Source organism: Variovorax paradoxus, assembly GCA_016806145.1.
Classification (GTDB): Bacteria; Pseudomonadota; Gammaproteobacteria; order Burkholderiales; family Burkholderiaceae_C; genus Variovorax.
The window spans coordinates 1,374,450-1,397,907 of sequence record CP063166.1; the positions used below are offsets into that span (position 1 = coordinate 1,374,450).

Genomic DNA, 23,458 nt, shown 5'->3' on the forward strand with positions numbered 1-23,458 from the left:
CATGGGACTGCCACCGCAGCAGGCGGGCACGCCCAAGGTCCGTTTCGAGGAAGTCTCCAAGCGCTTCGGCGACGGCCCCGACGCGGTGCAGGCGCTGGAGCCGATCACGCTCGACATCGCCGAGGGCGCCTTCACCTGCCTGCTCGGCCCCTCGGGCTGCGGCAAGAGCACGCTGCTGAACATCCTCGCGGGCTTCGAGCAGCCCACGGCCGGCCGCGTGCTGATGGACGGCCAGCCGGTGCGCGGCCCCGATCCGCGCCGCGGCGTGGTGTTCCAGCAGGGCGCGCTGTTCACCTGGATGCGCGTGATCGACAACGTGGCCTTCGGGCCGCTGGCCACGGGCAAGTCGGCCGCCGAGGCCACGCGCATCGCCTCGCAGTACCTCGAGATGGTCGGCCTCACGAGCTTTGCGAAGCGCTATCCCTACGAGCTCTCGGGCGGCATGCAGCAGCGCGTGGGCATCGCGCGCGCGCTCGCCAATTCGCCCGAGATCCTGCTGATGGACGAGCCCTTCGCCGCGCTCGACGCGCAGACGCGCGAGCTGCTGCAGGAGGAGATCAAGCGCATCTGGCACGAGACGCGCAAGACCGTGCTGTGGATCACCCACAGCATCGACGAGGCGCTGTTCCTCGCGACCGAGATCGTCGTGATGTCGGCGCGGCCCGGGCGCATCAAGGCGAAGTTCCATCCGGGCTTCGCGCAGAGCGACGATCCGGCCGTGGTCGCGAGCGCCGAGTTCGCGCGCATGAAGGCCGAGATCTTCGGCCTGCTGCGCGAGGAGGCGCTGGCCGCGCAGCATCAGGAGGCCCAGCGATGAGCGCCGTATCCAATCGGCCGAACGGCGCGCGCGGCCGTGCGCGCTGGATCAACCTCGGCTCCTTCGCCGCGCTGTTCGCGCTGTGGCTGCTGATCACCGTGCCGATCGTGGGCGACCAGCCGCTGGTCGCGCCGCTGTTCCTGCCTTCGCCGATGTCGGTATGGAACACCTTTTTGCAGCTCATGCAGAACGGCTACCAGGGCAAGACGCTCGCGCACCACCTGGGCATCAGCCTGTTCCGCTTCGGCGTGGCCTTCGGGCTCACGGTGCTGGTGGCGGTGCCGCTGGGGCTGTGGATGGGCATGAACGAGACCGTGAAGGCGCTGCTCGATCCGCCGATCGAGATCACGCGGCCGATGCCCAAGCTCGCGCTGCTGCCGCTGCTCATCATCTGGTTCGGCATCGGCGAGGTCTCGAAGATCGTGATCATCGTGCTCGCGCTGTTCCCGATCCTCTCGATCAGCGCCATGCAGGCGGTGCGCGCGGTGGGCCGGCGCAAGGTGCAGGCCGCAATGGCGCTGGGCGCCTCGCGCACCATGATCTTCCGGCGCGTGATCTTCCCGGCCAGCCTGCCGGGCATCTTCACCGGCATCCGCGTGAGCATCGGCCTGGGCGTGACCATGCTGGTGGGCGCCGAGATGATCGCCACCAACGCGGGCATCGCCTACATGGCGATGTCGGCCTCCGACTTCCTGCTCACCAACGTCGTGATCGTCGGCGCGCTGATCATGGCGGTCCTCGGCTACCTGCTCGACCTGCTGGCGCGGGCGCTCGAAAACAAGGTCGTCCACTGGGGCGGCAAGGAAGGATGAAGCGACCATGGCACTGACACTTCCCGAGCAAGGCGCGTCCTGGCCCGAGCTGCAGCGGCGACTCGAGGAGGCCGGCCGCGGCGACGCCGACTGGCGCAACGGCCGCGTGCCGATGTTCATCCACTACGCGGGCGAGGATGTGCTCGAGGTGGCCAAGAAGGCCTACCTGATGTACTTCTCCGAGAACGGCCTGGGCCCGCGCGCCTTCGCGAGCCTCGCGACCTTCGAGCGCGAGGTGGTGGAGATGGGCCTCGCGCTGCTGCATGGCGGTGCCGAGTCGCGCGGCGCCATGACCACCGGCGGCACCGAGAGCATCTTCCTCGCGGTCAAGTGCGCGCGCGACCGCGCGCTGGCGCGCCGCCCCGGCATGGCCAAGCCCGAGATCCTGATGCCGCAGAGCGCGCACCCGGCCTTCGACAAGGCCGCGCACTTCCTCGGCCTGGTGCCGGTGCGCACGCCGCTGGCGGCCGACTTCCGCGCCGACCCGGCGGCCATGCGCGCCGCCTTCACGCCCGACACCGCGATGGTGGTGGGCTCGGCGCCGGCCTTTCCGCATGGCGTGGTCGACCCCATTCCCGAGATCGCGGCGCTGGCGCGCGAGCAGGGCTGCTGGATGCATGTCGATGCCTGCGTGGGCGGCTACTTCGCACCGTTCGCGCGCGAGCTCGGCGCCGACATTCCCGACTTCGATTTCGCGGTCGAGGGCGTGACCTCGATCTCGGCCGACCTGCACAAGTACGGCTACACCGCCAAGGGCGCCTCGACCCTGTTCTTCGCCGATCCCGAGGCCTTCGCGCTGATGGGCTACTACTTCGACGACTGGCCGCGCGGCCAGTATTTCACCCACACGCTGGTGGGCACGCGCGCGGGCGGCGCCATCGCCGCGGCCTGGGCGGTGATGAACTACCTGGGCCATGCGGGCTATCTGCGCGTGACCGAACGCGTGCTCGCGACGCGGCGCGCGATGCAGCAGGGCCTCGATGCGCTGGGCCTGCCCACGCTGGGCCGGCCCGAGCTGTCGATCTTCGCCTTCGGCTCGCCCGAACGCGACATGGGCGCCATCGGCCGCGGCCTCGGCACGCGCGGCTGGACCGTGGGCTACGTGAAGAACCCCGACGGCATCCACCACATGCTGAACCTCACGCACGAGCCGGTGGTGGGGCAGTACCTGGGCGACGTGGCGGCGGTGCTGGAGGATCCGGCGACCTTGGCGGATGGCGGTGCTGGCGGGGTGGTGGCGCAGTATTGAACGCGGGAGCGGACAGCCGTACGCAGAGGGCGCGAAGGTTTCGCTAAGAGCGCGAAAGAGTCAAAAGAAACTTCTTGATGTTTTCTTTCGCGTCCTTCGCGCAACCTTCGCGCCCTCTGCGTCCGGAAACCCGCTTTCAGCAGCCATCTCAGGCTGTGTGCGGATGGCGCGCGCGCTCGTACAGCGTGCGCGCGAGTTCGCGGTGCCGCGCGAGCAGCGGCGGCAGTTCGAGATCGACGAAGCGGCCCTCGCGGATGCGCACCTGGCCATCGATGATGCTGAGCGCGGCCGAGGCCGGCGTGCAGAACACCAGCGCCGCCACCGGGTCGTGCCATGCGCCCGCGTGCGACACGCCGCGCAGGTCGAAGCCCACCACGTCGGCCGACATGCCCGGCGCGAGCGCGCCGATGTCGTCGCGGCCCAGCACGCGCGCGCCGCCCAGGGTCGCGATCTCGAGCGCCTCGCGCGCCGTCATCGCGGCCGGGCCATGGCCCACGCGCTGCAGCAGCATGGCCTGGCGCGCCTCGCCGAGCAGGTGGGCGCCATCGTTCGAGGCGCTGCCGTCCACGCCCAGGCCCACCGGCACGCCGGCGCGGCGCATGGCGCCGATGGGCGCGATGCCCGAGGCCAGCCGCATGTTCGAGCACGGGCAGTGGGCCACGCCGGTGCCGGTGCGGCCGAAGAGGGCGATGCCCGCGGGGTCGAGCTTCACGCAGTGCGCATGCCAGACGTCGCGGCCGACCCAGCCCAGGTCCTCGGCGTACTCGGCCGGCGTCATGCCGAACTTCTCGCGCGAGTAGGCGACGTCGTTGTCGTTCTCGGCCAGGTGCGTGTGCAGCGACACGCCGCGCTCGCGCGCGAGCAGCGCCGAGTCGCGCATGAGCTCGCGCGAGACCGAGAACGGCGAGCAGGGCGCGAGCACGATGCGCCGCATCGAGTGGCGCGAGGCGTCGTGCCAGCGGTCGATCAGCCGCTCGCTGTCGCGCAGGATCGCGGCCTCGCTCTCCACCACCTCGTCGGGCGGCAGGCCGCCGGCGCTGCGGCCCACGCTCATGCTGCCGCGCGCGGCATGGAAGCGCATGCCCATCGCGGTGGCCGCCTCGATCGAATCGTCGAGCCGCGCGCCGTTGGGGAACAGGTAGAGATGGTCGCTGGTGGTGGTGCAGCCCGAGAGCATCAGCTCGGCCATCGCGGTCTGGGTCGACACGCGGATCATCTCGGGCGTGAGCCGCGCCCACAGCAGGTAGAGGTTGGTGAGCCAGCCGAACAGCTCGGCGTCCTGCGCCTCGGGCACCGCGCGCGTGAGGCTCTGGTACATGTGATGGTGGGTGTTCACCAGCCCCGGCATCAGCACGTGGCCGTGCAGGTCGATGGCCTCGGCGCCACCGCTGCGCAGCGCCTCGAGGTAGACCGGCGGCAGCTCGGCCGTGGCACCGACCCAGGCGATGGCCGGCCCGTCGATCACCAGCGCGCCATCGGCGATCTCGCGCCGCGCGGCGTCCATGGTGACGAGCACGTCGGCGTGGCGCAGCACGCGCAGCGGCCGGGGCGAGGAAGCGGTGGAGGAGGTCATGTCATTCGGTTCCGTGCGAGGTGCGTGCCGCCAGTGTGAAGGAACGCTCCCTCGACTGCACGCCGTTGTAGAAGAGATTGAGCAGCACCGCGGCGACCGTGCCCAGCACGATGCCGCTGTGCGTCAGCGGATGGGTCCAGGCCGGGAAGTGCTGGAAGAAGTTCGGCGACAGCGTGGGGATCAGCCCGAGGCCGACCGAGATCGCGATCACGTAGAGCGCATGGCGCTCGCGCGTGTAGTCGATGCTGCCGAGGATGCGGATGCCGGTGGCCGCGACCATGCCGAACATCACGATGCCCGCGCCGCCGAGCACGAAGGAGGGCACCGAGGCCACCACGTGCGCGACCTTGGGGAATAGCGCGAGCGCGATCAGCAGCACGCCGCCGCCGGCCGCCACGTAGCGCGAGCGCACGCCCGTGACCGTGACCAGCCCCACGTTCTGCGAGAACGAGGTGTAGGGGAAGGTGTTGAACACGCCGCCGATCACCGTGCCCAGGCCGTCGGCGCGCAGGCCGCGCGAGAGCGCGTCGGTGTCGACCTTGCGGCCCGTGATCTCGCCGAGCGCGAGGAACATGCCGGTCGATTCGACCAGGGTGATCAGCATCACGATGCACATCGAGGCGATGGCCGTGAGCTCGAAGCGCGGCAGGCCGAAGTGGAAGGGCGTGGTCACGGCCATCCAGCTCGCTTCCTCGAGGCCGTCGAACTGCATGCGGCCGAGCGCCAGCGACAGCAGCACGCCGAAGACGATGCCCAGCAGCACCGCGATGTTGGCGATGAGGCCCTTGCCGAAGCGCGTGATCGCGATGATCGCCGCCAGCACGGCCGCGGCGATGGCGAGCTTCACCGGCTCGCCGTAGGCCGGGTTGGCCACCGCATGCACCACGCCCTCGATGCTGCGCGTCGAGGTGGGCTGCCCGCCCGCGGCCCAGTGGATCGCCACCACCATCAGCGAGACGCCGATCAGCGTGATGACCGTGCCCGTCACCAGCGGCGGGAACACGCCGAGCACGCGCCCCATCAGCGGCGCGAGCGCGATGCCGAACAGCCCCGCCACGATGGTGGCGCCGTAGATCGCGGGCAGGCCCAGCGAGGGATCGATGCCGATGGCGATCATCGGGCCCACGGCCGCGAAGGTCACGCCCATCATCACGGGCATGCGGATGCCGAAGCGCCAGAAGCCGATGGCCTGCACCAGCGTGGCGATGCCGGCGGCCAGCAGGTCGGCATTGATGAGGAAGGCGATGTCGGCCTTCGAGAGGCCGAGCGCGCCGCCCACGATCAGCGGCACCGCCACCGTGCCCGCGTACATCACGAGCACGTGCTGCAGGCTCAGCGCGCCGCAGCGCACCAGGGGAAGCTTCTGGTCGACCCCTTCGCCGTCTCCTGCGGGGGTCTTTTTGTCGTTCGAAAGCATGGGACTTTTCCTTCCGGCCGATGACCGGAGCGGCAGTCTAGGAGCCATGCCTTCGAACGCGCAAAGTCAATAAATGGCGCGCCCCGTGCACAAAAAGTGGACGGCACCCGGCGCCGCGCTCAGGGCGCGAGCAGCTCGTCGAGGCAGGCCGTCACATGGTTCGCGAACAGCTCGGCCGCGGGGCTCGGTGCCTGCGCGGCGCGGGTCTCGAGCGTGAGCGTCTGGGCCGGCAGGGTGGCGTCGCGCAGCGGCACGAAGACCAGCGAGCCGTCGTGCATCTCCTCGGCCACGTCGAGCCGGTTGAGCAGCGTGATGCCCTCACCCTCGCGCACCAGGCGGCGCATCAGCGCGGTGGAGGTGGTCTCGATCACGGGCGAGGCGCGCAGGCCCGAACGCTCGAAGGCCGCGTCGATGATCGGCCGGATCGACAGCGAGGGCGCGGGCAACAGCAGCGGATGGCCCACGCACTCGGCCAGCACCGTGCTCGCATGGGCCGTGAGCGCATGGCCGGGCGGCACCACCGCGCCGATCGGCCATTCGCTCGCGAACAGTGTGCGAAAGCCCGCCGTGGCCGGCACGTCGTAGGCCAGCGCGAGGTCGGCATCGCCTTCGCGCACGCCGTGCAGCACGGCCGCGATCGGCAGGCCCAGCAGCTTGAGCTGGATGCCGGGATGCGCCGCGCGAAAGCGCCGCACCACGCCCGGCAGGAAGGCGTCGGCGAGGCCGGCGGTGGTGGCCAGCGTGACCTCGCCCTGGCGCAGCCCGCGCATGGCCTCGATGCGCTGGCGCACCCCGTCGAACTCGCGCAGCGTGCCGCGCGCATGCGCGAGCACCAGCTCGCCCACCGGCGTGAGCTTGAGCGTGTTGTGGATGCGCTCGAACAGCGGCGCGCCCAGTTCCTCCTCGAGGTTGAGGATCTGCCGGTTGATCGCCGTCGGCACCACGTGCAGCTGCGCGGCCGCCTTGCGGATCGAACCCGCGCGAACCACCTCGACGAAGTACCGGACCACCTTGGCGTGCATGACATCTCCCGCGCCACCGTGGGCGCGGGGGGATCATGCATGCGGGGTCAGAGGTCGGGCAAGCCCAGCGCGGGATCGCTGACCGAATGCTTGCCGGTCTCGACGCGGCCCGCGAAGCGGCGGTAGTAGGCCGGATCGGCATCGCAGGTGACGGCGAAGTCGTACCACTGGCCGCTGGCCGCGAGCTCCCAATGCTGCTCGGCCTTGGCGCCGCCCTGCACGGTGGCGGTCCACGGGCCGTCGTCGCGGTAGGCCTTGGCGCGCACGCTGAACTTCGTCGCGGCCTGGCCGCCGTTCATCATCTCGAGGTAGACGTTGCCGTTGGCGATGTCGTAGCACACGCGCACTTCGGGCACGGCCGCGCCGCCCGCGCGCAATGCGTTGAGGTCGCCCTGGAAATGGCGGTGGTAGCCGTTGGGGCCGAGCACCCAGAGGTCGTAGCGGCCGGCGTTGTCGGCGGTCGCGTTCCAGCGGTCGTCGAGCGACTTGCCGGCTTCGACCATGTAGCGGCGCGGCAGGCGGTCGAGGTTGAGCCGGTCGTAGACATGGAACACGGCGGCCGCGCTGCCGGTGTTGGCGAACAGCAGCTGCAGCGTGCCGCCGGCCGCGTCGGCCCTGGCGCTGGTGTGCAGCTCGTAGGGCAGCGCGCGCGAGGGCCGCGTGCCCGTGGCCTGGCGCGGCAGCAGGCCGTTGGCCGGCGGCGTGACCTGCGGCAGCGCCTGCTGCGCGGCGCGCAGCTGGTCGGCCTCGGCCTTGGTGCGGCGGCCCGCGAGCGTGGGCAGCGCCTCGCCGTTGGGATTGGCGAAGTTGAAGGCGCTCGTGAGGTCGCCGTTGACCGCGCGGCGGAACGGGCCGATGTTGCTTTCCTTCACGCCGAAGCGGGCCTCGACGAAGCGCAGCACCGAGGTGTGGTCGAAGGTCTGCGAGTTGACCCAGCCGCCGCGGCTCCAGGGCGAGATCACGTACATCGGCACGCGCATGCCGGGGCCGTAGACGTTGCCGTCGGGCGTGGGCTGCGCCTGCGTCATGCCCGGCGGCTTGGGATGGTTGAAGTACTCGAAGCTCAGGTCCGCGTCGGACATCGTGGTCTTGCCCGCGAAGGCCTTCACCGAGGGGTCGGCCGATGCGATGGGCGAGGGCGCCGAGGCCGAGGGCACGTGGTCGAAGTAGCCGTCGTTCTCGTCGAAGTTCACGAACAGCACGGTCTTGCTCCAGACCTCGGGCACGGCGGTGAGCGCCTCCAGCACCTGCTGGATGTACCACGCGCCCTGCACCGGGCTCGAGGGGCCGGGGTGCTCGGAGTAGACGTCGGGCGGGATCACCCACGACACCGCCGGCAACCGGCCGGCCTTCACGTCGGCGCGGAAGGCATCCATGATCGCGCCCGCGTCGAAGGCCGCCTGGTCGGCCACCGGCAGCGTGTTGGCCGTGCCCTTGTAGAGCGGGTTGCCGGCGTCGTCGCCGGGCGCGTAGGCCGGCGATGCGCCCTGCGGCAGCGAGGTGCTGACCGGCTTGGCCGAGGCTTCGTTGGCCTTGCGGAAGTTCTTGAAGCCCAGCAGCGGATTGCAGCCGTAGTTGTTCGGGATGTTCTGGTAGACCATCCAGCTCACGCCCGCGTCCTGCAGCCGCTCGGCATAGGTCTTCCATTCGTAGCCCTCGGTCGAGGGACCGGTCGAGCTCCAGGCGTTTACGTTGTTGACGTAGGCCACGTTGCCGCCCGTGGGGCCGTTGGTGCCGGTCCAGTGGAACGAGCGGTTGGCGTGCGTGCCGGTGTGCATCGCGCAGTGGTAGTCGTCGCAGATCGTGAAGGCGTTGGCCAGCGCGAACTGGAACGGCAGCTCGGCCTCGGCGAGGTAGCCCATCGACTGCACGTAGGGCGCGGTGCTGCTGACCTTCTTGTAGCGCGGCCACTGGTAGAGGCGGCCGCCGTCCCAGGCGTTGTGCGAGTCGACCCAGGTGTGCGGCGTGCTGCTCACGCGCTGCGCGTTGCCTTTGCTGCCGTCGAGGTGGTAGGGCAGCACCACCTTGCCGTTCTCGTCGAGCTGCTGCCACACGTTGAGGCCGTTGGGCAGTGGGATCGGGAAGCGGTCGCCGAAGCCGCGCACGCCCTGCAGCGTGCCGAAGTAGTGGTCGAACGAACGGTTCTCCTGCATCAGGATCACGATGTGCTCGACGTCCTGGATGGTGCCGGTCTTGTTGTTGGCGGGGATCGCGAGCGCGCGGCGGATGGCCGGCGGGAAGGCCGAGAGCGCGAGCGCGGCGGCGCCGGTGGTGGCGGTGCCGGTGAGGAATTTGCGGCGTGAGGTCATGGTGTTGTTGTGCTGGTTTTTTCTCGTGAAGGTCGTTGTATCAAGGCGCGCAGCGCATCACGGGCTGCGTGGTGGCGGGCGGGTTCTGCGTGCCGCCGTCGCCGCCGCCGGGGTTGCCCGTGCCCGGCAATCCGCCGAAGCCGCCGCCGCTGCCGCCGCCGCAGGCGGCGAGGGTGCAGGCCAGGATCAGCGCCGGCAGCAGCCGTGCGCGCGAGAAGAAGAGATGCATGAGGAATCCTCGCAGGTGTGTTTTCTTTTGAAGAGGCGACGAGGAGCGCGCCGCCCCTGCCACGGTAGGAAGCGGCAATGACAGTCGAGTGAAGAACGAGGCCGAGGTGTAAGCGCGCGTTGCGCCTGCGCGCGCGATGAATACCAAAGCCGGACAGGCAGCGCGCGAAGGGCTCGCGCGTACCGTGTCCGGCTTGGTGGGAAGGCTGCGGGAGCGGGTCCCGAGAGCCTTCAGCGATGCATGCGCCTCAGAGGTCGGCCATGCCCATCGCGGGATCGCTGACCGAGTGCTTGCCGGTCTCGACGCGGCCCGCGAAGCGGCGCGCGAAGATCGGATCGGCATCGCAGCCCACGGTGAAGTCGTACCAGGCACCGCTCGACGAAAGATCCCAATGCAGCTCGGCCTTGGCGCCGGGCTGCACGGTCGCGGTCCACGGGCCGTCGTCGCGGTAGGCCTTGGCGCGCACCGTGAACTTCGTGGCCTTCTTGCCGCCGTTGAGCAGCTCGAGGTAGACGTTGCCGTTGGCGATGTCGTAGCACACGCGGACTTCGGGGGCGGCCGCGTCGCTCGCACGCAGGCTGCCGAGGTCGCCCTTGAAGTGGCGGTGGTAGCCGTTCGGGCCGAGCACCCACAGGTCGTAGAAGCCGCTGTTGTCGCGGCCCGCCATCCAGGTGTCGTCGAGCGTCTTGCCGGCCTCGACCATGTAGCGGCGCGGCAGGCGCGCGAGGTTGAGCTTGTCGTAGACGTGGAACACCGCGGCCGCCTTGCCGGTGTTCGCGAACAGCAGCTGCACCGTGCCGTCGAGCGGTGCCGTGCGCGCGCTGGTGTGCAGCTCGTAGGGCAGGGCGCGCGAGGGCCGCGTGCCGGTGGTCTGGCGCGGCAGTTGCGGGTCGAGCGGCAGCGGCACCTGCGACAGCGCCTCCTGGTTGCGCCGGATCTGGTCGACCTCGGCGCGGGTGGCGCGGCCGGTCAGCGTGGGCAGCGCTTCGCCGTTGGGGTTGGCGAAGTTGAAGGCGCTCGTGAGGTCGCCGCACACCGCGCGCCGGAAGGCGCTGATGTTGGGTTCCTGCACGCCGAAGCGGGTTTCGAGGAAGCGCAGCACCGAGGTGTGGTCGAAGGCCTGCGAGCTGACCCAGCCGCCGCGGCTCCATGGCGAGATCACGTACAGCGGCACGCGCGGGCCCGGGCCGTAGACGCGGCCGTCGGCCTTGGGCTGGCCGCCGCTGCCCAGCGGCGCGGCGTGCGTGAAGTACTCGGGACCCATCGCCGAGTCCGACAGCGTGGTCTTGCCCGCATAGCTGCCGTCGCCGTTGGGCGAAGGCGCCGAGGGCGAGGGCAGGTGGTCGAAGTAGCCGTCGTTCTCGTCGAAGTTGATCAGCAGCACGGTCTTGCTCCACACCTCGGGCACGGCGGTGAGCGCGTCCAGCACCTCCTGCAGGAACCAGGCGCCCTGGATCGGGCTCGAGGGACCGGGATGCTCGCAGTAGATCGACGGTGCGTTCATCCAGCAGACCTGCGGCAGCTTGCCCTCGCGGATGTCGCGCTTGAACGCGTCGAGGTAGTCCTCGGGCTTCGTGCCGGGCAGCGTGTTGGCCACGCCCTTGTAGAGCGGGCTCTTCGCATCGTCGGTGGCGCGGTCGTAGGCCTTGTAGGGCAGCGCCTGGCCGGTGTCGGCATAGGGCTTGTTGGGCTCGCCGCCGCTGGAGACCGGATAGCCCGAGTCGATGTTGGCCTTGCGGAACTGGCGGAACGCGCCGAGCATGTTGTCGCCCCATTCGTCGGGCATGTTCTGGTAGCTGATCCAGCGCACGCCCGCGTCTTCCAGGCGCTCCGCATAGGTCTTCCAGGTGTAGCCCACGTTCAGCGAGCCGGGCTTGCCGTCGATCCAGTCCCATTCGTTGCGCACGAAGGCGGTGTTGGTCGCGGTCGGACCGTTGGTGCCGGTCAGGTGGAAGGAGCGGTTGGCGTCGGTGCCGGTGTGCATCGCGCAGTGGTAGGCATCGCAGATCGTGAAGGCGTTGGCCAGCGCGAACTGGAACGGGATCTCCGTTTCCTTGTGATAGCCCATGGCCTTGCTGGTCTTGTAGCGCGCCCACTGGTACATGCGCCCGCCGTCCCAGGCGTTCTGGCTGTCGGCCCAGTCGTGCGGCGTGCCGCCGTCGCGCTGCGCATTGCCTTTCGAGCTGTCGAGGTGGTAGGGCAGGATGGCCTTGCCGCTGGCATCGCTCTGCTGCCAGACATTCATGCCCCTGGGCAGCGGAATCGTGAAGCGGTCGCCGAAGCCGCGCACGCCGGCGAGGGTGCCGAAGTAGTGGTCGAACGAACGGTTCTCCTGCATCAGGATGACGACGTGCTCGACGTCCTGGATGGTGCCGGTCTTGTTGTTGGCGGGAATGGCGAGGGCGCGGCGGATGCTCGGCGGAAAGGCCGAGAGCGCGAGCGCGGCGGCGCCGGTGGTGGCGCTGCCGGTAAGGAACTTGCGGCGTGCGTTGTCGGTCATGGTGCGTGCCTCCTTCACAGATCGCCCAGGCCCATGGCCGGATCGCTGACCGAATGCTTGCCGGTCTCCACGCGGCCCGCGAAGCGGCGCTGCCAGCTCGCATCGGCATCGCAGCTCACGACGAAGTCGTACCAGGCGCCGCTCGACGCGAGATCCCAGTGCAGCTCGGCCTTGGCGCCGCCCGCGACGCTCGCGCTCCACGGACCGTCGTCGCGGTAGGCCTTGGCGCGCACCGTGAACTTCGCGGGGGCCTGTCCGGCGTTGAGCATCTCGAGGTAGACGTTGCCGTTGGCGATGTCGTAGCACACGCGCACCTCGGGCACGGCGGTGCCACCGGCGCGCAGCCGGCTCAGGTCGCCCTTGAAGTGGCGGTGATAGCCGTTCGGCCCAAGCACCCAGAGGTCGTAGAAGCCGCTGTCGTCGCTGACCGCGTTCCAGGCGTCGTCGAGCGTCTTGCCAGGCTCCACCATGAAGCGGCGCGGCAGGCGGTCGAGGTGCAGCCGGTCGTAGACGTGGAACACGGCGGCGGCCTTGCCGGTGTTGGCGAAGATCAGCCGCACGCTGCCGCCGGTGGCATCGGCGCGCGCGCTGGTGTGCAGCTCGTAGGGCAGCGCGCGCGAGGGCCGCGTGCCGGTGGCCTGGCGCGGCAGCTGCGGGTCGAGCGGCAGCGGCACCTGGGCCAGCTTCTCCTGGTCGCTGCGCAGCTGGTCGGCCGCGCCGCGCGTGGTGCGACCCGCGAGCGTGGGCAGCGTCTCGTTGTTCGGGTTCGCAAAGTTGAAGGCGCTCGTGAGGTCGCCGCACACCGCGCGCCGGAAGGCGCTGATGTTGGTCTCCTTCACGCCGAAGCGCGCCTCGATGAAGCGCAGCACCGAGGTGTGGTCGAAGGCCTGCGAGTTGACCCAGCCGCCGCGGCTCCACGGCGACACCACGTACATCGGCACGCGCACGCCGGGGCCGTAGACGCGGCCGTCGGGCGCGGGCTGGCCGGTGGTGCCCGGCGGCTTCGGATGGTTGAAGTACTCGGGCTTGAGCGCATCGAGCGGCAGCGTGGTCTTGCCCGCGGGCGTGCCGTCGGGGTTGATCGAGGGCGCGGCGGGCGAGGGGTAGTGGTCGAAGTAGCCGTCGTTCTCGTCGAAGTTGATGAGCAGCACGGTCTTGCTCCACACCTCGGGCACGGCGGTCAGCGCATCGAGCGTCTCCTGGATGTACCAGCCGCCCTGCACCGGGCTCGACGGTCCGGGATGCTCGGAGTAGGTGGCCGGCGCGACGATCCACGACACCTGCGGCAGCTTGCCGTTCTTGATGTCCTGGCGGAACTGCTCGAGGAAGCCGCCGTCGCCCATGGTGTTGGCGATGCCCTTGTAGAGCGGGTTGCGCGCGTCGTCGCTCGCCGGATCGTAGACCGGCGAGGGGCCGTCGTTGCTGACCGGTTTGCCCGAGGCCTCGTTAGCCAGGCGGTACTGCTTGAAGCCCGCCAGGGGGTTGTCGCCGAAGTTTTCCGGCATGTTCTGGTAGACGATCCAGCTGACCTTGGCCTCCTGCAGGCGCTCGGGATAGGTCTTCCACTCGTAGCCCTTGGCCGAGCCGTCGATGGAGTCCCACTCGTTGTTGACCGTGGCCACGCCCGCGCCGGTCGGGCCGTTGGTGCCGGTCCAGTGGAACATGCGGTTCGAGTTGGTGCCGGTGTGCATGCTGCAGTGGTACTCGTCGCACAGCGTGAAGGCGTTGGCGAGCGCGAACTGGTAGGGCACCTCGGCTTCCTTGAAGTAGCCCATCGCCGCGTTGGTCTTGTAGCGCGCCCACTGGTAGGTGCGCCCACCGTCCCAGGCGTTCTGGCCGTCGCTCCACGAGTGCGGCGTGCCGCTCACGCGCTGGGCGTTGCCCTTGGTGCTGTCGAGGTGATAGGGCAGGATGGCCTTGCCGCTGGCATCGCTCTGCTGCCAGACGTTCATGCCCTTGGGCAGCGGAATCGTGAAGCGGTCGCCGAAGCCGCGCACGCCCATCAGCGTGCCGAAGTAATGGTCGAACGAGCGGTTCTCCTGCATCAGGATGACGATGTGCTCGACGTCCTGGATGGTGCCGGTCTTGTTGTTGGCGGGAATGGCGAGGGCGCGGCGGATGCTCGGCGGAAAGGCCGAGAGCGCGAGCGCGGCGGCACCGGTGGTGGCGGTGCCGGTGAGGAATTTGCGGCGTGCGTTGTCTGTCATCGCGGGGTCGTCCTTGGCGTTCTTCCGGTTCTGGAAAGCGCGAACGCTCACGGTGCGCAGCGCTTCACGGGCTCGGTGGCGGCCGGCGGATTCGGGGTGCCGCCGCCAGGGTTGCCCGCGCCGGGCAGGCCGCCGAGGAAGCCGCCGCCGCCATCGCCGCCGCCGCAGGCGGACAGCAGGCAGGCCAGCAGCAGGGCGGGCGCGAAGCGAAGCAGGTGAAGGGGACGTGGGACTTGCATGGTGATCCTCTCTCTCGGGGTCGTTGTGTGTTGGGGGAACGGGATGCGATGAGGCTCAGGGTTCGAGCGTGGACAGCGGCTGGCCCGACTTGAAGATGCTCGCGAGCTCGTCGGCCGTGAGCGCGCGGTTCCAGATCGCTAACTCGTTGAAGTCGAGCGGGCCGCGCGGCGAGCTGGTCCAGCGCTTGTAGTACTGGCCGGTGCCGTCCTCGTTGAGGCTCAGGCCGTTCTTCAAACCGCCGAGCTGGGCCACGATGTCGGCGGTCATGTCGGCGCTGCCGGTCTGCAGCGCGCGCGCCGCGTCGAACAGGAAGCCGGTCATCTTGAGGTTGGCCTTGTCGATCACGACCGCCACGTAGGCCCACTGGCCGGCGCTCAGGCGATAGCCGTTGCTGTCGGCGCGGCCGCCGCCCTTGCCGACGTTGAAGCGCAACTCGCAGCCATCGAACAGGCCGATCGCGAGGCCGGCGTTGCTGCCGCTGTCGTAGTTCTTGTTGGCGATCACCGAGGCGCCGTCGCCCGCGCCGACGCTGCAGGTCGCGTCGGTGCGCAGCCAGAAGCCGATGGTGTAGGCCGTGACCGAGGGCGCGGTCGCGACGTCGGCGGTCTGCAGCAGGCGATAGCCGGCGGTGCCGTCGGCGGTCTTCAGGCTGCTGTCCACGCGCAGGGCCTTGGCCTTGTACGGGGCCTTGAAGCCGTCGTCCGTCAGGCTGCCGCCATCGGCACCGGCGGCCCAGGGCGCGAGCGTGGAGGCGCTCCTGCGGTCGGTGGGCGGCAGCGCGTCGAGTGGGTAGTAGTTGACCAGGCCGTTGCGCAGTGTGGGCGCGAGCGTGGCGGGCTTCACGTAGGTCACGCGCGCCGGCAGCGCGAGGCTCGCATCCCCCGCGACCACGGTGTAGTCGAAGGCCAGGATGCCGTCGCTGGCCGCCTCCACGGGATCGTTGTAGGCGGTGGCGCCGGCCGCGAGCGTGGCGACCAGCTTACCGTCGCGCAGCACCTTCACCGGCACGTTCGCGTTGCCCGCGAGCGTCCACGAGAGATCGACGCTGGCCTTGTCGGCGCCGGTCTTCGCCAGCAGGCCGCGCAATGCGGTGGCGGCCTGCAGCGGCTGGCCGTTGAAGCGATAGGCCTCGGCCGCGGGCAGCGCGCCGAGGTGGCGCAGCACGGTCGGTGCGATGTCGGTCGCGGCGGCCAGCTTCGTCAGCGCGGCGACGTCGGTGGGCGCGGCTTCGCCGGTGGCGGGCAGCGCGGCCAGCGTCTTGTTGCTCGCGACGAAGACCGTCTTGGTCTGCGCGCTCTGCGTGCCGGTCGCATTGCCGAAGGCATCGAGGCCGTTGGGCGTGGTGAGCACCACGAGCCAGTCCTCCTTCGCATCGTTGGCGCTGCGCCGCGCGATGCGCGCGAGCAGCTGGCCGACCGCGGCGGCGGTGTCGGACACGGCGCGCTGGTAGGCCTCGCCGCGCAGGCCGGAGGGCGCCGCTGCGGCGGGCGCGCCGTACTGCGCCACCAGCAGGTCGTAGCCCTGGTCGATGAGCTGGGCGGTGCGCTCGGTCACGCAGGCGTCCGCGCCCGCGCAGTCGACGGCGGCATCGAGCGTGCCGCTCTCGTTCGCGAGCAGCGAGCGGTAGTTGGCGCCGGCCGTCACCGAGCCGGTGAGGTAGCCGGCGTCCTTCTTCTGCTTCGCGAGCGCGAACACCGAGGGCGCGAGCCTGGCGTCGATGCGCTGGTCTGCCGTGTCCCATTGCACCGAGTGGCGCTGCGCCCAGGTGCCGGTCACGAGCGTGGCCCAGCCGGGGCTCGCGGTGGTGCGCTGCTCGGTGAGCGCGCCATTGGCGCCGCCGGTCCAGGCCGGCGCGAGCTTCAGGCCCTGCAGCGCGGGCACCTTGTTCTGCGCCATCCCATCGCGCAGCGCGGCATGGGTGAGGCCGTCGACCTGGACCACCAGGGCCTTGGGGCCGCTCTTGCCCTGGTTGGTGGTGGGCGTGTTGCCGCCGCCGCTGCCACCGTCGGCGGGTGGGGCGGCCGGTGGGAAGACCACGCCGCCGCTGCTGCCACCGCCGCCACATGCGGCGAGCGCCATGGCCGCGGTCAGCGGCAGCATCCAGCGGGTTGCGGCGCGTGTTCGGAATGCGGGAAGTGCGTGAAGTTTCGGACGCATCGTGTAGTCCTGGAAGGAGATGGGACGGAGTGCCGGTGACAGTCGGCCCGAGGCAAAAAAAAGTGCCCGGAGGGCACGTGTGCGGACGCCGCGAAGATTAGGGAGAACCCGTGACGCAGCAGTGAATCGCACATGACAAAGCGAAGGCATGCGCGTGACAGCGCACCGCCAGTTACTGCGAAAGAATGAAGTTGGAGGTGGCCGAAGCGCTCGGCCTGACGCCGCGCGTCGAAGCGGCGCCCGTGCCTATCGCGCGCGTTTCGCGGGCTTGGCCGCGGCCTTGGGTGCGCGTTGCTTCGAAGGCGCCGTCACGGCCTTCTTTCCGGCTGTCTTCTCGGCCTCGACAGCGGGCATCGAAACCTCATTGCTGATCCCGCTCGACACATGCCCCGACGGCACATGCCGTGCCGCCGCATCCACATGCCCGGTCTGGTCGTCGAAGAAGAAGTCGGGCTCGAACTCGCGCAGGAACTCGCCCTTGGGCAGGCCGCCGAGGAACATGGCCTCGTCGACGCGGATGTTCCAGTTCATCAGCGTGCGGATGGCGCGCTCGTGCGCGGGCGCGCTGCGCGCCGTGACGAGCGCGGTGCGGATGCGCATCTGCGCATTGCCCGCCATCTGCAGCCGGTGCAGCGCGGCCAGCAGCGGCTTGAACGGGCCGCCGGGCAGCGGCAGGTCGACCTTGCTCGCCTCGTGCGCCTGGAAGGCATCGAGGCCCTGGGCCTGGAACACGCGCTCGGCCTCGTCGCTGAACAGCACGGCGTCGCCGTCGAAGGCGATGCGCACCTCGTTGGGCCAGGCATCGCCGGCCTTCACCGACTCGACCAGCACGCGCGCGGCCGGAAAGCCCGCGCCCAGCGCCTCGCGCACGTCCTGTGCGTTGACCGAGAGGAACAGGTGCGCGCGCAGTGCGCGCAAATAGCCGAAGGGCGGGCGGCCCTGGGTGAACACGCCGCGCTGCAGCTTGATGTCGGCCGCGGCGCTGGAGCGGAAGATGCGCATGCCCGAGACCGGGTCGTTGCGCGAGAGGATCACGACCTCGACGCGCTGCACGCCGTCGTCGTTGAAGCGCAGCAGCTTGCGGATCAGCGAATAGGCGATGCCGGGCGCGGCCGGCACGTCGAGGCGCTCGAGCTGCAGCTTCATGTAGCCCGCGTCGTCGCCCGACTCGAAGATCTTGTTCTCTTCTTCGAGGTTGAACAGGGCGCGCGAGGAGATCGCGACCACGAGCTTGTCTTCGAGGGTGACGGGCATGGCGTGCGGTTGTGCGGTCAGGAGTCGTCGCGACCATCGTCGGCCGCGTCGAACGAGAAGTAGAGCGTATCCGACCAGTGGCCCAGGCCGAGCTCGCGGATCGGTGTCTCGACCACCTGCTGCGCGGGCGGCAGCAGGCGCTGCCAGAAACTTTTCGGGCGCGGCGCGAGCGTGGCGAGCGTGCGCTCGATCTCGGCGTCGAGCTCGCCCAGGCCCAGGCGCAGCTTCTCGACCTCGTCGGCCACGGGCGCGTCGCCCATGCCCAGCACCTCGGCCGGCTCGAGCACGAACCATTCGTCGGGCCGCGTGCGTTCGGCCAGGAAGCGCAGCGCGTCCTCGCGCAGCGGCGAGATCGCGGGGTGCTCGATGCGCGCGAGGAAGGCGGCCAGGCGCGCGATGCCCGGGCCGCAGCGCCCGGCCAGCGCGAGCGGCCGGGGATCGTTCCAGATCGCCGAGTGGCAGGGCCGCGTGTCGCACGACACCAGCAGGCGGAACACCAGCGGCACGTCGTAGGCGTATTCGGAGATGCCGCGCAGCGCGGGCGTGCCGGCCTGCGCACCGGGCAGCGCGGTGCTGGCATAGAGGTAGCTTCGATTGGCCATCGGCGTGTTCCTTGCCCGCGGCCGAACCGCGGGCGCTACTTCACGAACTGGTTGAGCTGGATGATCGGCAGCATCACGGCCAGCACGATCAGCATCACCACGCCACCCATCGCCACGATCAGCAGCGGCTCGAGGATGGTCGCCAGGTGCATCGCGCGGCGCTGCACTTCGGCGCCGAGCTGGTTGGAGGCGCGCTGCAGCATCAGCGGCAGCGTGCCGGTCTGCTCGCCGAGCCGCGCGAACATCGACACCAGCCCCGGGAAGCGCTTCTTCTGCGCCAGCGCCGAGGCCAGCGGCGCGCCCTCGCGCACCAGCACCAGCGCGTCGAGCGCGTCGGCGCGCATGGCGCGGTTGCTCAGGGTCTCGGCGGCGGCCTGCAGTGCGCGCAGGATCGGCACGCCGGCGGTGGCCAGCATGGCGAGCGTGCTCGCGAAGCGCGCCGCGTTGTAGCCGCGCGCGAGCTTGCCCACCAGCGGCAGCTTGAGCCAGGCGGCATCGAACTTGAGGCGGAAGGCTTCCTGCGCCAGCGCCAGCCGCGCGCCGATGGCGGCCAGCAGCACGGCGCCGAGCATCCACCAGCCGTAGTTGCGCACCGCGGCGCTCAGGCCGAGCATCACGGTGGTGAGGAAGGGCAGCGAGCGCTTGGTGCCCGCGAACACCTGGGCCACCTGCGGCACCACGTAGCTCACGAGGAAGATCACGATCACGATCGCCACCAGGGTGACGATGGCCGGGTAGAGCGCGGCGCCGACCAGCTTCTGCTGCAGCGCCTGGCGTTCCTCGAGGTCGTCGGCCAGGCGGTCGAGCACCAGGCCGAGGTTGCCGCTCTGCTCGCCGGCGCCGATCACGGCGGTGTAGATCGGCGAGAACTCGCGCGAGTGCGCCGACAGCGCGCGCGCGAACGGCGAGCCCGCGTTGACCTCGGCGCGCAGCGAGGCCACGAGGTTGCGTTGCTGTTCGGATTCGGCCTCGTCGGTGAGCGCCGTGAGCGCGCGCTCGAGCGGCAGGCCCGAGGACACCAGGCCCGCGAGCTGGCGCGTCCAGACCGCGAGGCCGGTGGAATTGAAGACCCGCTTGCCGCCGCCGAGCCAGCGCGAGAGGCCGCTGCGCTGGCCGGTGCCGTTGACGTGGTCGCTGCCGACCGGCTTGACCGACAGCGGGATCAGCGCCTGGGCGCGCAGCATGCTGCGCGCGCTGCGTGCGGTGTCGGCCTCCAGCACGCCCTCGCGCGACTGGCCGGCGGCATCGATGGCTTCGAAGGAATAGGCGGGCATGGCGGAACTCGCGCGCTAGTCGCGCGTGACGCGCAGGAGCTCGGCGCGCGAGGTGATGCCGGCCTGCACCAGCCGTTCGCCGTCCTCGCGCATCAGGCGCAGGCCGCCGCGAGCGCCGGCCTTGAGCAGTTCGCTCTCGGCCGCCTTGCTGTGGATCAGGCCCTGGATGGTCTCGTCGGCCACCAGCAGCTCGAAGATGCCGGTGCGGCCCTGGTAGCCGGTCTGGCCGCAGGCCTCGCAGCCGGCGCCGCCGCAGCTGGTGCAGACCTTGCGCACCAGCCGCTGCGCGAGCACGCCCAGCAGCGAGGAGCTCAGCAGGAAGGGCTCGACGCCCATGTCGGTGAGACGCGTGACCGCGCTGACCGAGTCGTTGGTGTGCAGCGTGGCCAGCACCAGGTGGCCGGTGAGCGAGGCCTGGATCGCGATCTGCGCGGTCTCGAAGTCGCGGATTTCGCCGATCATGATCACGTCCGGGTCCTGCCGCAGGATGGCGCGCAGGGCCTTGGCGAAGGTGAGCTCGATCTTGGCGTTGATCTGGGTCTGGCCCACGCCCGGCAGTTCGTACTCGATCGGGTCTTCCACCGTCATGATGTTGCTGCGGCTCGCGTCGAGCCGGGCCAGCGCGGCATACAGCGTGGTGGTCTTGCCAGAGCCGGTGGGGCCGGTCACGAGGATGATGCCGTGCGGCTGCGTGATCAGCTTCTCGAAGCGTTCCAGCGTGTCGCCCAGCATGCCCACCGATTCGAGCGTGAGCTTCGACTCGCTCTTGTCGAGCAGCCGCAGCACGGCGCGTTCGCCGTGCGCGCTCGGCAGGGTCGACACCCGCACGTCGACCGCGCGCGTGCCGATGCGCAGCGAGATGCGCCCGTCCTGCGGCAGCCGCTTCTCGGAGATGTCGAGGTCGGCCATGATCTTCAGGCGCGAGATCAGCGCGGCATGCAGCGCGCGGTTGGGCTGCACCACCTCGCGCAGCGTGCCGTCGATGCGAAAGCGCACCGACGACGTGCGCTCGTAGGGCTCGATGTGGATGTCGCTGGCGCCGTCGCGCGCGGCCTGCGTGAGCAGCGCATTGAGCATGCGGATGATGGGCGCGTCGCCCGCGCTCTCCAGCAGGTCCTCGACCGCCGGCAGCTCCTGCATCATGCGCGAGAGGTCGGCGTCGCTCTGCACTTCGCTGACCACCGCGGCGGCGCTCGATTCGCCCTGCGCGTAGGCGGCGCTGATGCGCTGTGCGAGCGGGCCGTCGGCCAGCACCTCGAAGGCCTGCACGCCGTACTTGCGCGTGACCTCGCCGACGGCGCTGCGCGCGGGGTGGCTCGACATCCACAGCGTGTAGCGGCCGTCGTCGGCTTCCTCGAGCAGCAGTTGCTGGCTGCGGGCGAAGGCGTAGGGCAGGGGATAGCGCATGGGGCGGGTCGGCGGGGCGTGGTCGGTGCGTTGCGGGGAGGGCCGGAGGGTCAGGGCATTTCGCGCTGGGTGGCCGGGTCGGCGGTGGGAGGCAGGGCGCCGCGCAGCACGCCTGGCGCGAGCCTGCGATCGTCGACAGGCGGTGGCGGCTGCGGAATGAGCTCGGTGCCTTGCGTGCGCAGCGTGCCCGGGGTCGGGCGGCTGGGCCGCGGCAGTGGCGACGGCGGCAGCACGGGGGCGGAATCGACGTTGTTCAGCATCACGTTGCTGTTGTCCGGCTGTGCCCCCTGCTGCATGCCGCGGATCTGGTCGTAGCGGTCGAAGGCGAAGGCCTCGGTGGCGCTCGCGTCGCGCATCACGGCCGGACGCAGGAACATCATCAGGTTCTTCTTCTCGCGCGAGCGGACCTGGTTCTTGAACAGGTTGCCCACGACCGGGATGTCGCCGGCCAGCGGCACCTTGTCGATGGAGTTGGAGTAGGTGTCCGACAACAGGCCGCCGAGCATGACCAGGCCGCCGTCCTCGACCAGCACGCTCGATTCCAGCGAGCGCTTGGTGGTGGTGGGGCCGTTGGGGTTGGTCAGCGTGTTCGCCAGCACGTCCGAGGTCTCCTGGAAGATCGTCATGCGCACCGTGCCGTTCTCGTTGATGGTCGGGCGCACGCGCAGCGTGAGGCCGACGTCCTTGCGCTCCACGGTGGTGAACGGGTTGACGCCTACCGAGCCCGAGGTGCTGGCGTAGGAGCCGGTGGGGAACGGCACGTTCTGGCCGATCACGATCTTGGCCTCCTCGTTGTCCAGCGTCAGCAGGTTCGGGGTCGACAGCACGTTGGCATCGTCGTCGCTGCTGAAGAAGTTGGCGATCGCGCCGAGGATGTACTGGCCGTTGATCTTGCCGGCGATGCCGAGATTCAGGCCCTGGGGCAGCGAGATGCCGGCGGGGTTGCGCGTGGCCAGTGCCTGCGTCAGCGCCAGGATGTTGGTCCCGGTCAGGCTGGAGTTCGAGCCGATCACCGCGTTGTTGCCCAGCGCGCTTTGCCACTGCACGCCGAACTGCGCGGCCTTGGTGGCGTTCACCTCGACGATCAGCGCCTCGATCATGACCTGCGCGCGGCGGCCGTCGAGCTTGTCGATCACCGCGCGCATCTGGCGGTACTGCGGCTCGGGCGCCGTGATGATCAGCGAATTGGTCGACGGGTCGGCCTGGATCTGGCCGCCGGTGGAGGGCTGGTTGGCGTTGTTCAGCGGCGCGTTGGCCTGCGGCGAACTGCTGCCCTGCGAGCTGCCGCTGTTGAAGTTGACGGGCATGGCCGCCGACAGGTTGGGCTGCGATTGCGCCGCGGCCGCACCGGCACCGCCGGCGGCGCCGGGCTGGCCCTGGTTGTTGGTCTGCGCCGCCGCCATCGCCGCGCGCAGCGTCGCCGCGAGCCGCACCGCGTCGGCGTTCTTCAGGTAGACCACGTAGATGTTGCCGGCACCGCCGTTGCTGCTGTCGATGGCGGGGCGGTCGAGCTTGTCGACCAGCGTGCGCACCAGCGCCGCGCGCGCCGGATTGGCCGCGCGCAGGATCAGCGCGTTGCTGCGCGGATCGGCCATCAGCGTGGTGCGGAACGAGGCGTCGGTGCCGCCGCCGGCCGCGGCCGCGCCGGGCTGGCCCGTGGCGCCGCCGCCATCGACCAGGCGCTGGATCAGCGGCACCATGTCGGTGGCGATCGAGTGCTTGAGCGGGATCACGTCGATGTCGGAGGCGTTGGGCACGTCGAGCGCCGCGATGATGCGCGCGAGGCGGCGCATGTTCTCGGCGTAGTCGGTGATCACGAGCGAGTTGTTGCCCGGGTTCACGTTGATGGTGTTGTTCGGCGGGATCAGCGGCCGCAGCACCGGCAGCAGGTTGTTCGGCGACTCGTAGTTGAGGCGGAAGATCTGCGTGATGATCTGGTTGCCCGCCACCGCGGCGGTGCCGCCCGTGGTGGTGGTGACGGTGCTGGTCTGCAGCTTCGCGTCGGCCTCGGGCACGATCTTGTAGAGGCCGTCGGCCTCGACCACCGCGAAGCCCTGCAGCCGCAGTGCCGAGGCGAACTGGTTGAAGGCGGCCGAGGGCGGGATCGCGCGGTCGGTCACGAGATTCATCGTGCCCTTCACGCGCGGGTCGACCACCACGTCGCGCCCCGTGACCACCGCCATGGTGCGCGCCACGGCCTCGATGTCGGCGTTGGCGAAGTTCAGCGTGATCGGCTCGCCGCGGCGTGGCGCCTCGCCCTGCGCGAAGGCCGGCATCAGCGCGAGCGGCGCGGCCTGCAGGAAGGTGGCGGCGATCAGCAGCCGGACCGCATGCGCGACCAGGCCACGGGAGGCGCGGGGGAAGGAGGACAGGGGCGTCGTCATGGTCA

At 70.2% G+C, this 23,458-nt stretch carries 16 protein-coding genes and 1 pseudogene; 3 read left to right on the forward strand and 14 right to left on the reverse strand.

Translation table 11 applies throughout. The features are described 5' to 3' along the window. The first annotated feature begins 1 nt into the window (after position 1). Genes INQ48_06320 through INQ48_06330 form a run of 3 tightly spaced genes read left to right on the forward strand, consistent with a single transcriptional unit; the run spans position 2 to position 2,878 of the window. Entirely contained in the window at positions 2-817 is an 816-nt protein-coding gene (locus INQ48_06320) for an ABC transporter ATP-binding protein (protein ID QRF58851.1), read from the forward strand. Next, the gene (locus INQ48_06325) at positions 814-1,629 is read left to right on the forward strand and encodes an ABC transporter permease (GenBank protein ID QRF58852.1); all 816 of its coding nucleotides are present in this window, start codon (positions 814-816) and stop codon (positions 1,627-1,629) included. The genes INQ48_06320 and INQ48_06325 overlap by 4 nt, the downstream gene beginning before the upstream one ends. 13 nt (positions 1,630-1,642) lie before the next feature. After that, positions 1,643-2,878 (forward strand): aspartate aminotransferase family protein, encoded by a 1,236-nt coding sequence (locus INQ48_06330; protein ID QRF60636.1) that lies wholly within the window; start codon positions 1,643-1,645, stop codon positions 2,876-2,878. A 148-nt stretch (positions 2,879-3,026) separates the two neighbouring features. On the opposite strand, the gene INQ48_06335 is transcribed toward INQ48_06330, so the two are convergent. From INQ48_06335 to gspD, 14 genes and pseudogenes are all read right to left on the reverse strand, one after another. Then, complete coding sequence (locus INQ48_06335) at positions 3,027-4,451, reverse strand: 8-oxoguanine deaminase (GenBank protein ID QRF58853.1); 1,425 nt, start codon at positions 4,449-4,451, stop codon at positions 3,027-3,029. Position 4,452: 1 nt separating this feature from the next. Further along, positions 4,453-5,868 carry a purine permease gene (locus tag INQ48_06340; protein QRF58854.1) on the reverse strand — a complete coding sequence of 472 codons (1,416 nt, stop codon included), beginning with the start codon at positions 5,866-5,868 and terminating at the stop codon, positions 4,453-4,455. Between the two features lie 119 nt (positions 5,869-5,987). Further along, on the reverse strand, positions 5,988-6,890 hold the full coding sequence (locus tag INQ48_06345; protein ID QRF58855.1) for a LysR family transcriptional regulator: 903 nt from the start codon (positions 6,888-6,890) through the stop codon (positions 5,988-5,990). Positions 6,891-6,937: 47 nt separating this feature from the next. Continuing rightward, the gene (locus tag INQ48_06350; GenBank protein QRF58856.1) at positions 6,938-9,199 is read right to left on the reverse strand and encodes a phospholipase C, phosphocholine-specific; all 2,262 of its coding nucleotides are present in this window, start codon (positions 9,197-9,199) and stop codon (positions 6,938-6,940) included. A 40-nt stretch (positions 9,200-9,239) separates the two neighbouring features. Further along, positions 9,240-9,428, reverse strand: a complete 189-nt coding sequence (locus INQ48_06355) for a hypothetical protein (GenBank protein QRF58857.1) — start codon at positions 9,426-9,428, stop codon at positions 9,240-9,242. 247 nt (positions 9,429-9,675) lie between these two features. After that, positions 9,676-11,928, reverse strand: coding sequence for a phospholipase C, phosphocholine-specific (locus INQ48_06360; protein ID QRF58858.1), 2,253 nt, complete (start codon positions 11,926-11,928; stop codon positions 9,676-9,678). A 14-nt stretch (positions 11,929-11,942) separates the two neighbouring features. Then, on the reverse strand, positions 11,943-14,135 hold the full coding sequence (locus tag INQ48_06365) for a phospholipase C, phosphocholine-specific (GenBank protein QRF58859.1): 2,193 nt from the start codon (positions 14,133-14,135) through the stop codon (positions 11,943-11,945). A gap of 47 nt (positions 14,136-14,182) precedes the next feature. Beyond that, a complete protein-coding gene (locus tag INQ48_06370) occupies positions 14,183-14,374 on the reverse strand; it encodes a hypothetical protein (protein QRF58860.1) in 192 nt (63 codons plus the stop codon). A 55-nt stretch (positions 14,375-14,429) separates the two neighbouring features. Further along, positions 14,430-16,532 carry a LamG domain-containing protein gene (locus tag INQ48_06375; protein QRF58861.1) on the reverse strand — a complete coding sequence of 701 codons (2,103 nt, stop codon included), beginning with the start codon at positions 16,530-16,532 and terminating at the stop codon, positions 14,430-14,432. A gap of 360 nt (positions 16,533-16,892) precedes the next feature. Then, positions 16,893-17,786, reverse strand: a pseudogene (locus INQ48_06380) (5'-nucleotidase). Between the two features lie 17 nt (positions 17,787-17,803). After that, on the reverse strand, positions 17,804-18,388 hold the full coding sequence (locus tag INQ48_06385) for a hypothetical protein (protein ID QRF58862.1): 585 nt from the start codon (positions 18,386-18,388) through the stop codon (positions 17,804-17,806). Between the two features lie 35 nt (positions 18,389-18,423). Then, positions 18,424-19,662: a type II secretion system inner membrane protein GspF gene (gene gspF, locus INQ48_06390; protein ID QRF58863.1), complete on the reverse strand. Its 1,239-nt coding sequence runs from the start codon at positions 19,660-19,662 to the stop codon at positions 18,424-18,426. A 15-nt stretch (positions 19,663-19,677) separates the two neighbouring features. Then, positions 19,678-21,069 carry a Flp pilus assembly complex ATPase component TadA gene (gene tadA / locus INQ48_06395; protein QRF58864.1) on the reverse strand — a complete coding sequence of 464 codons (1,392 nt, stop codon included), beginning with the start codon at positions 21,067-21,069 and terminating at the stop codon, positions 19,678-19,680. Positions 21,070-21,119: 50 nt separating this feature from the next. Next, on the reverse strand, positions 21,120-23,453 hold the full coding sequence (gene gspD / locus INQ48_06400; protein QRF58865.1) for a type II secretion system secretin GspD: 2,334 nt from the start codon (positions 23,451-23,453) through the stop codon (positions 21,120-21,122). Between the last annotated feature and the right edge of the window lie 5 nt (positions 23,454-23,458).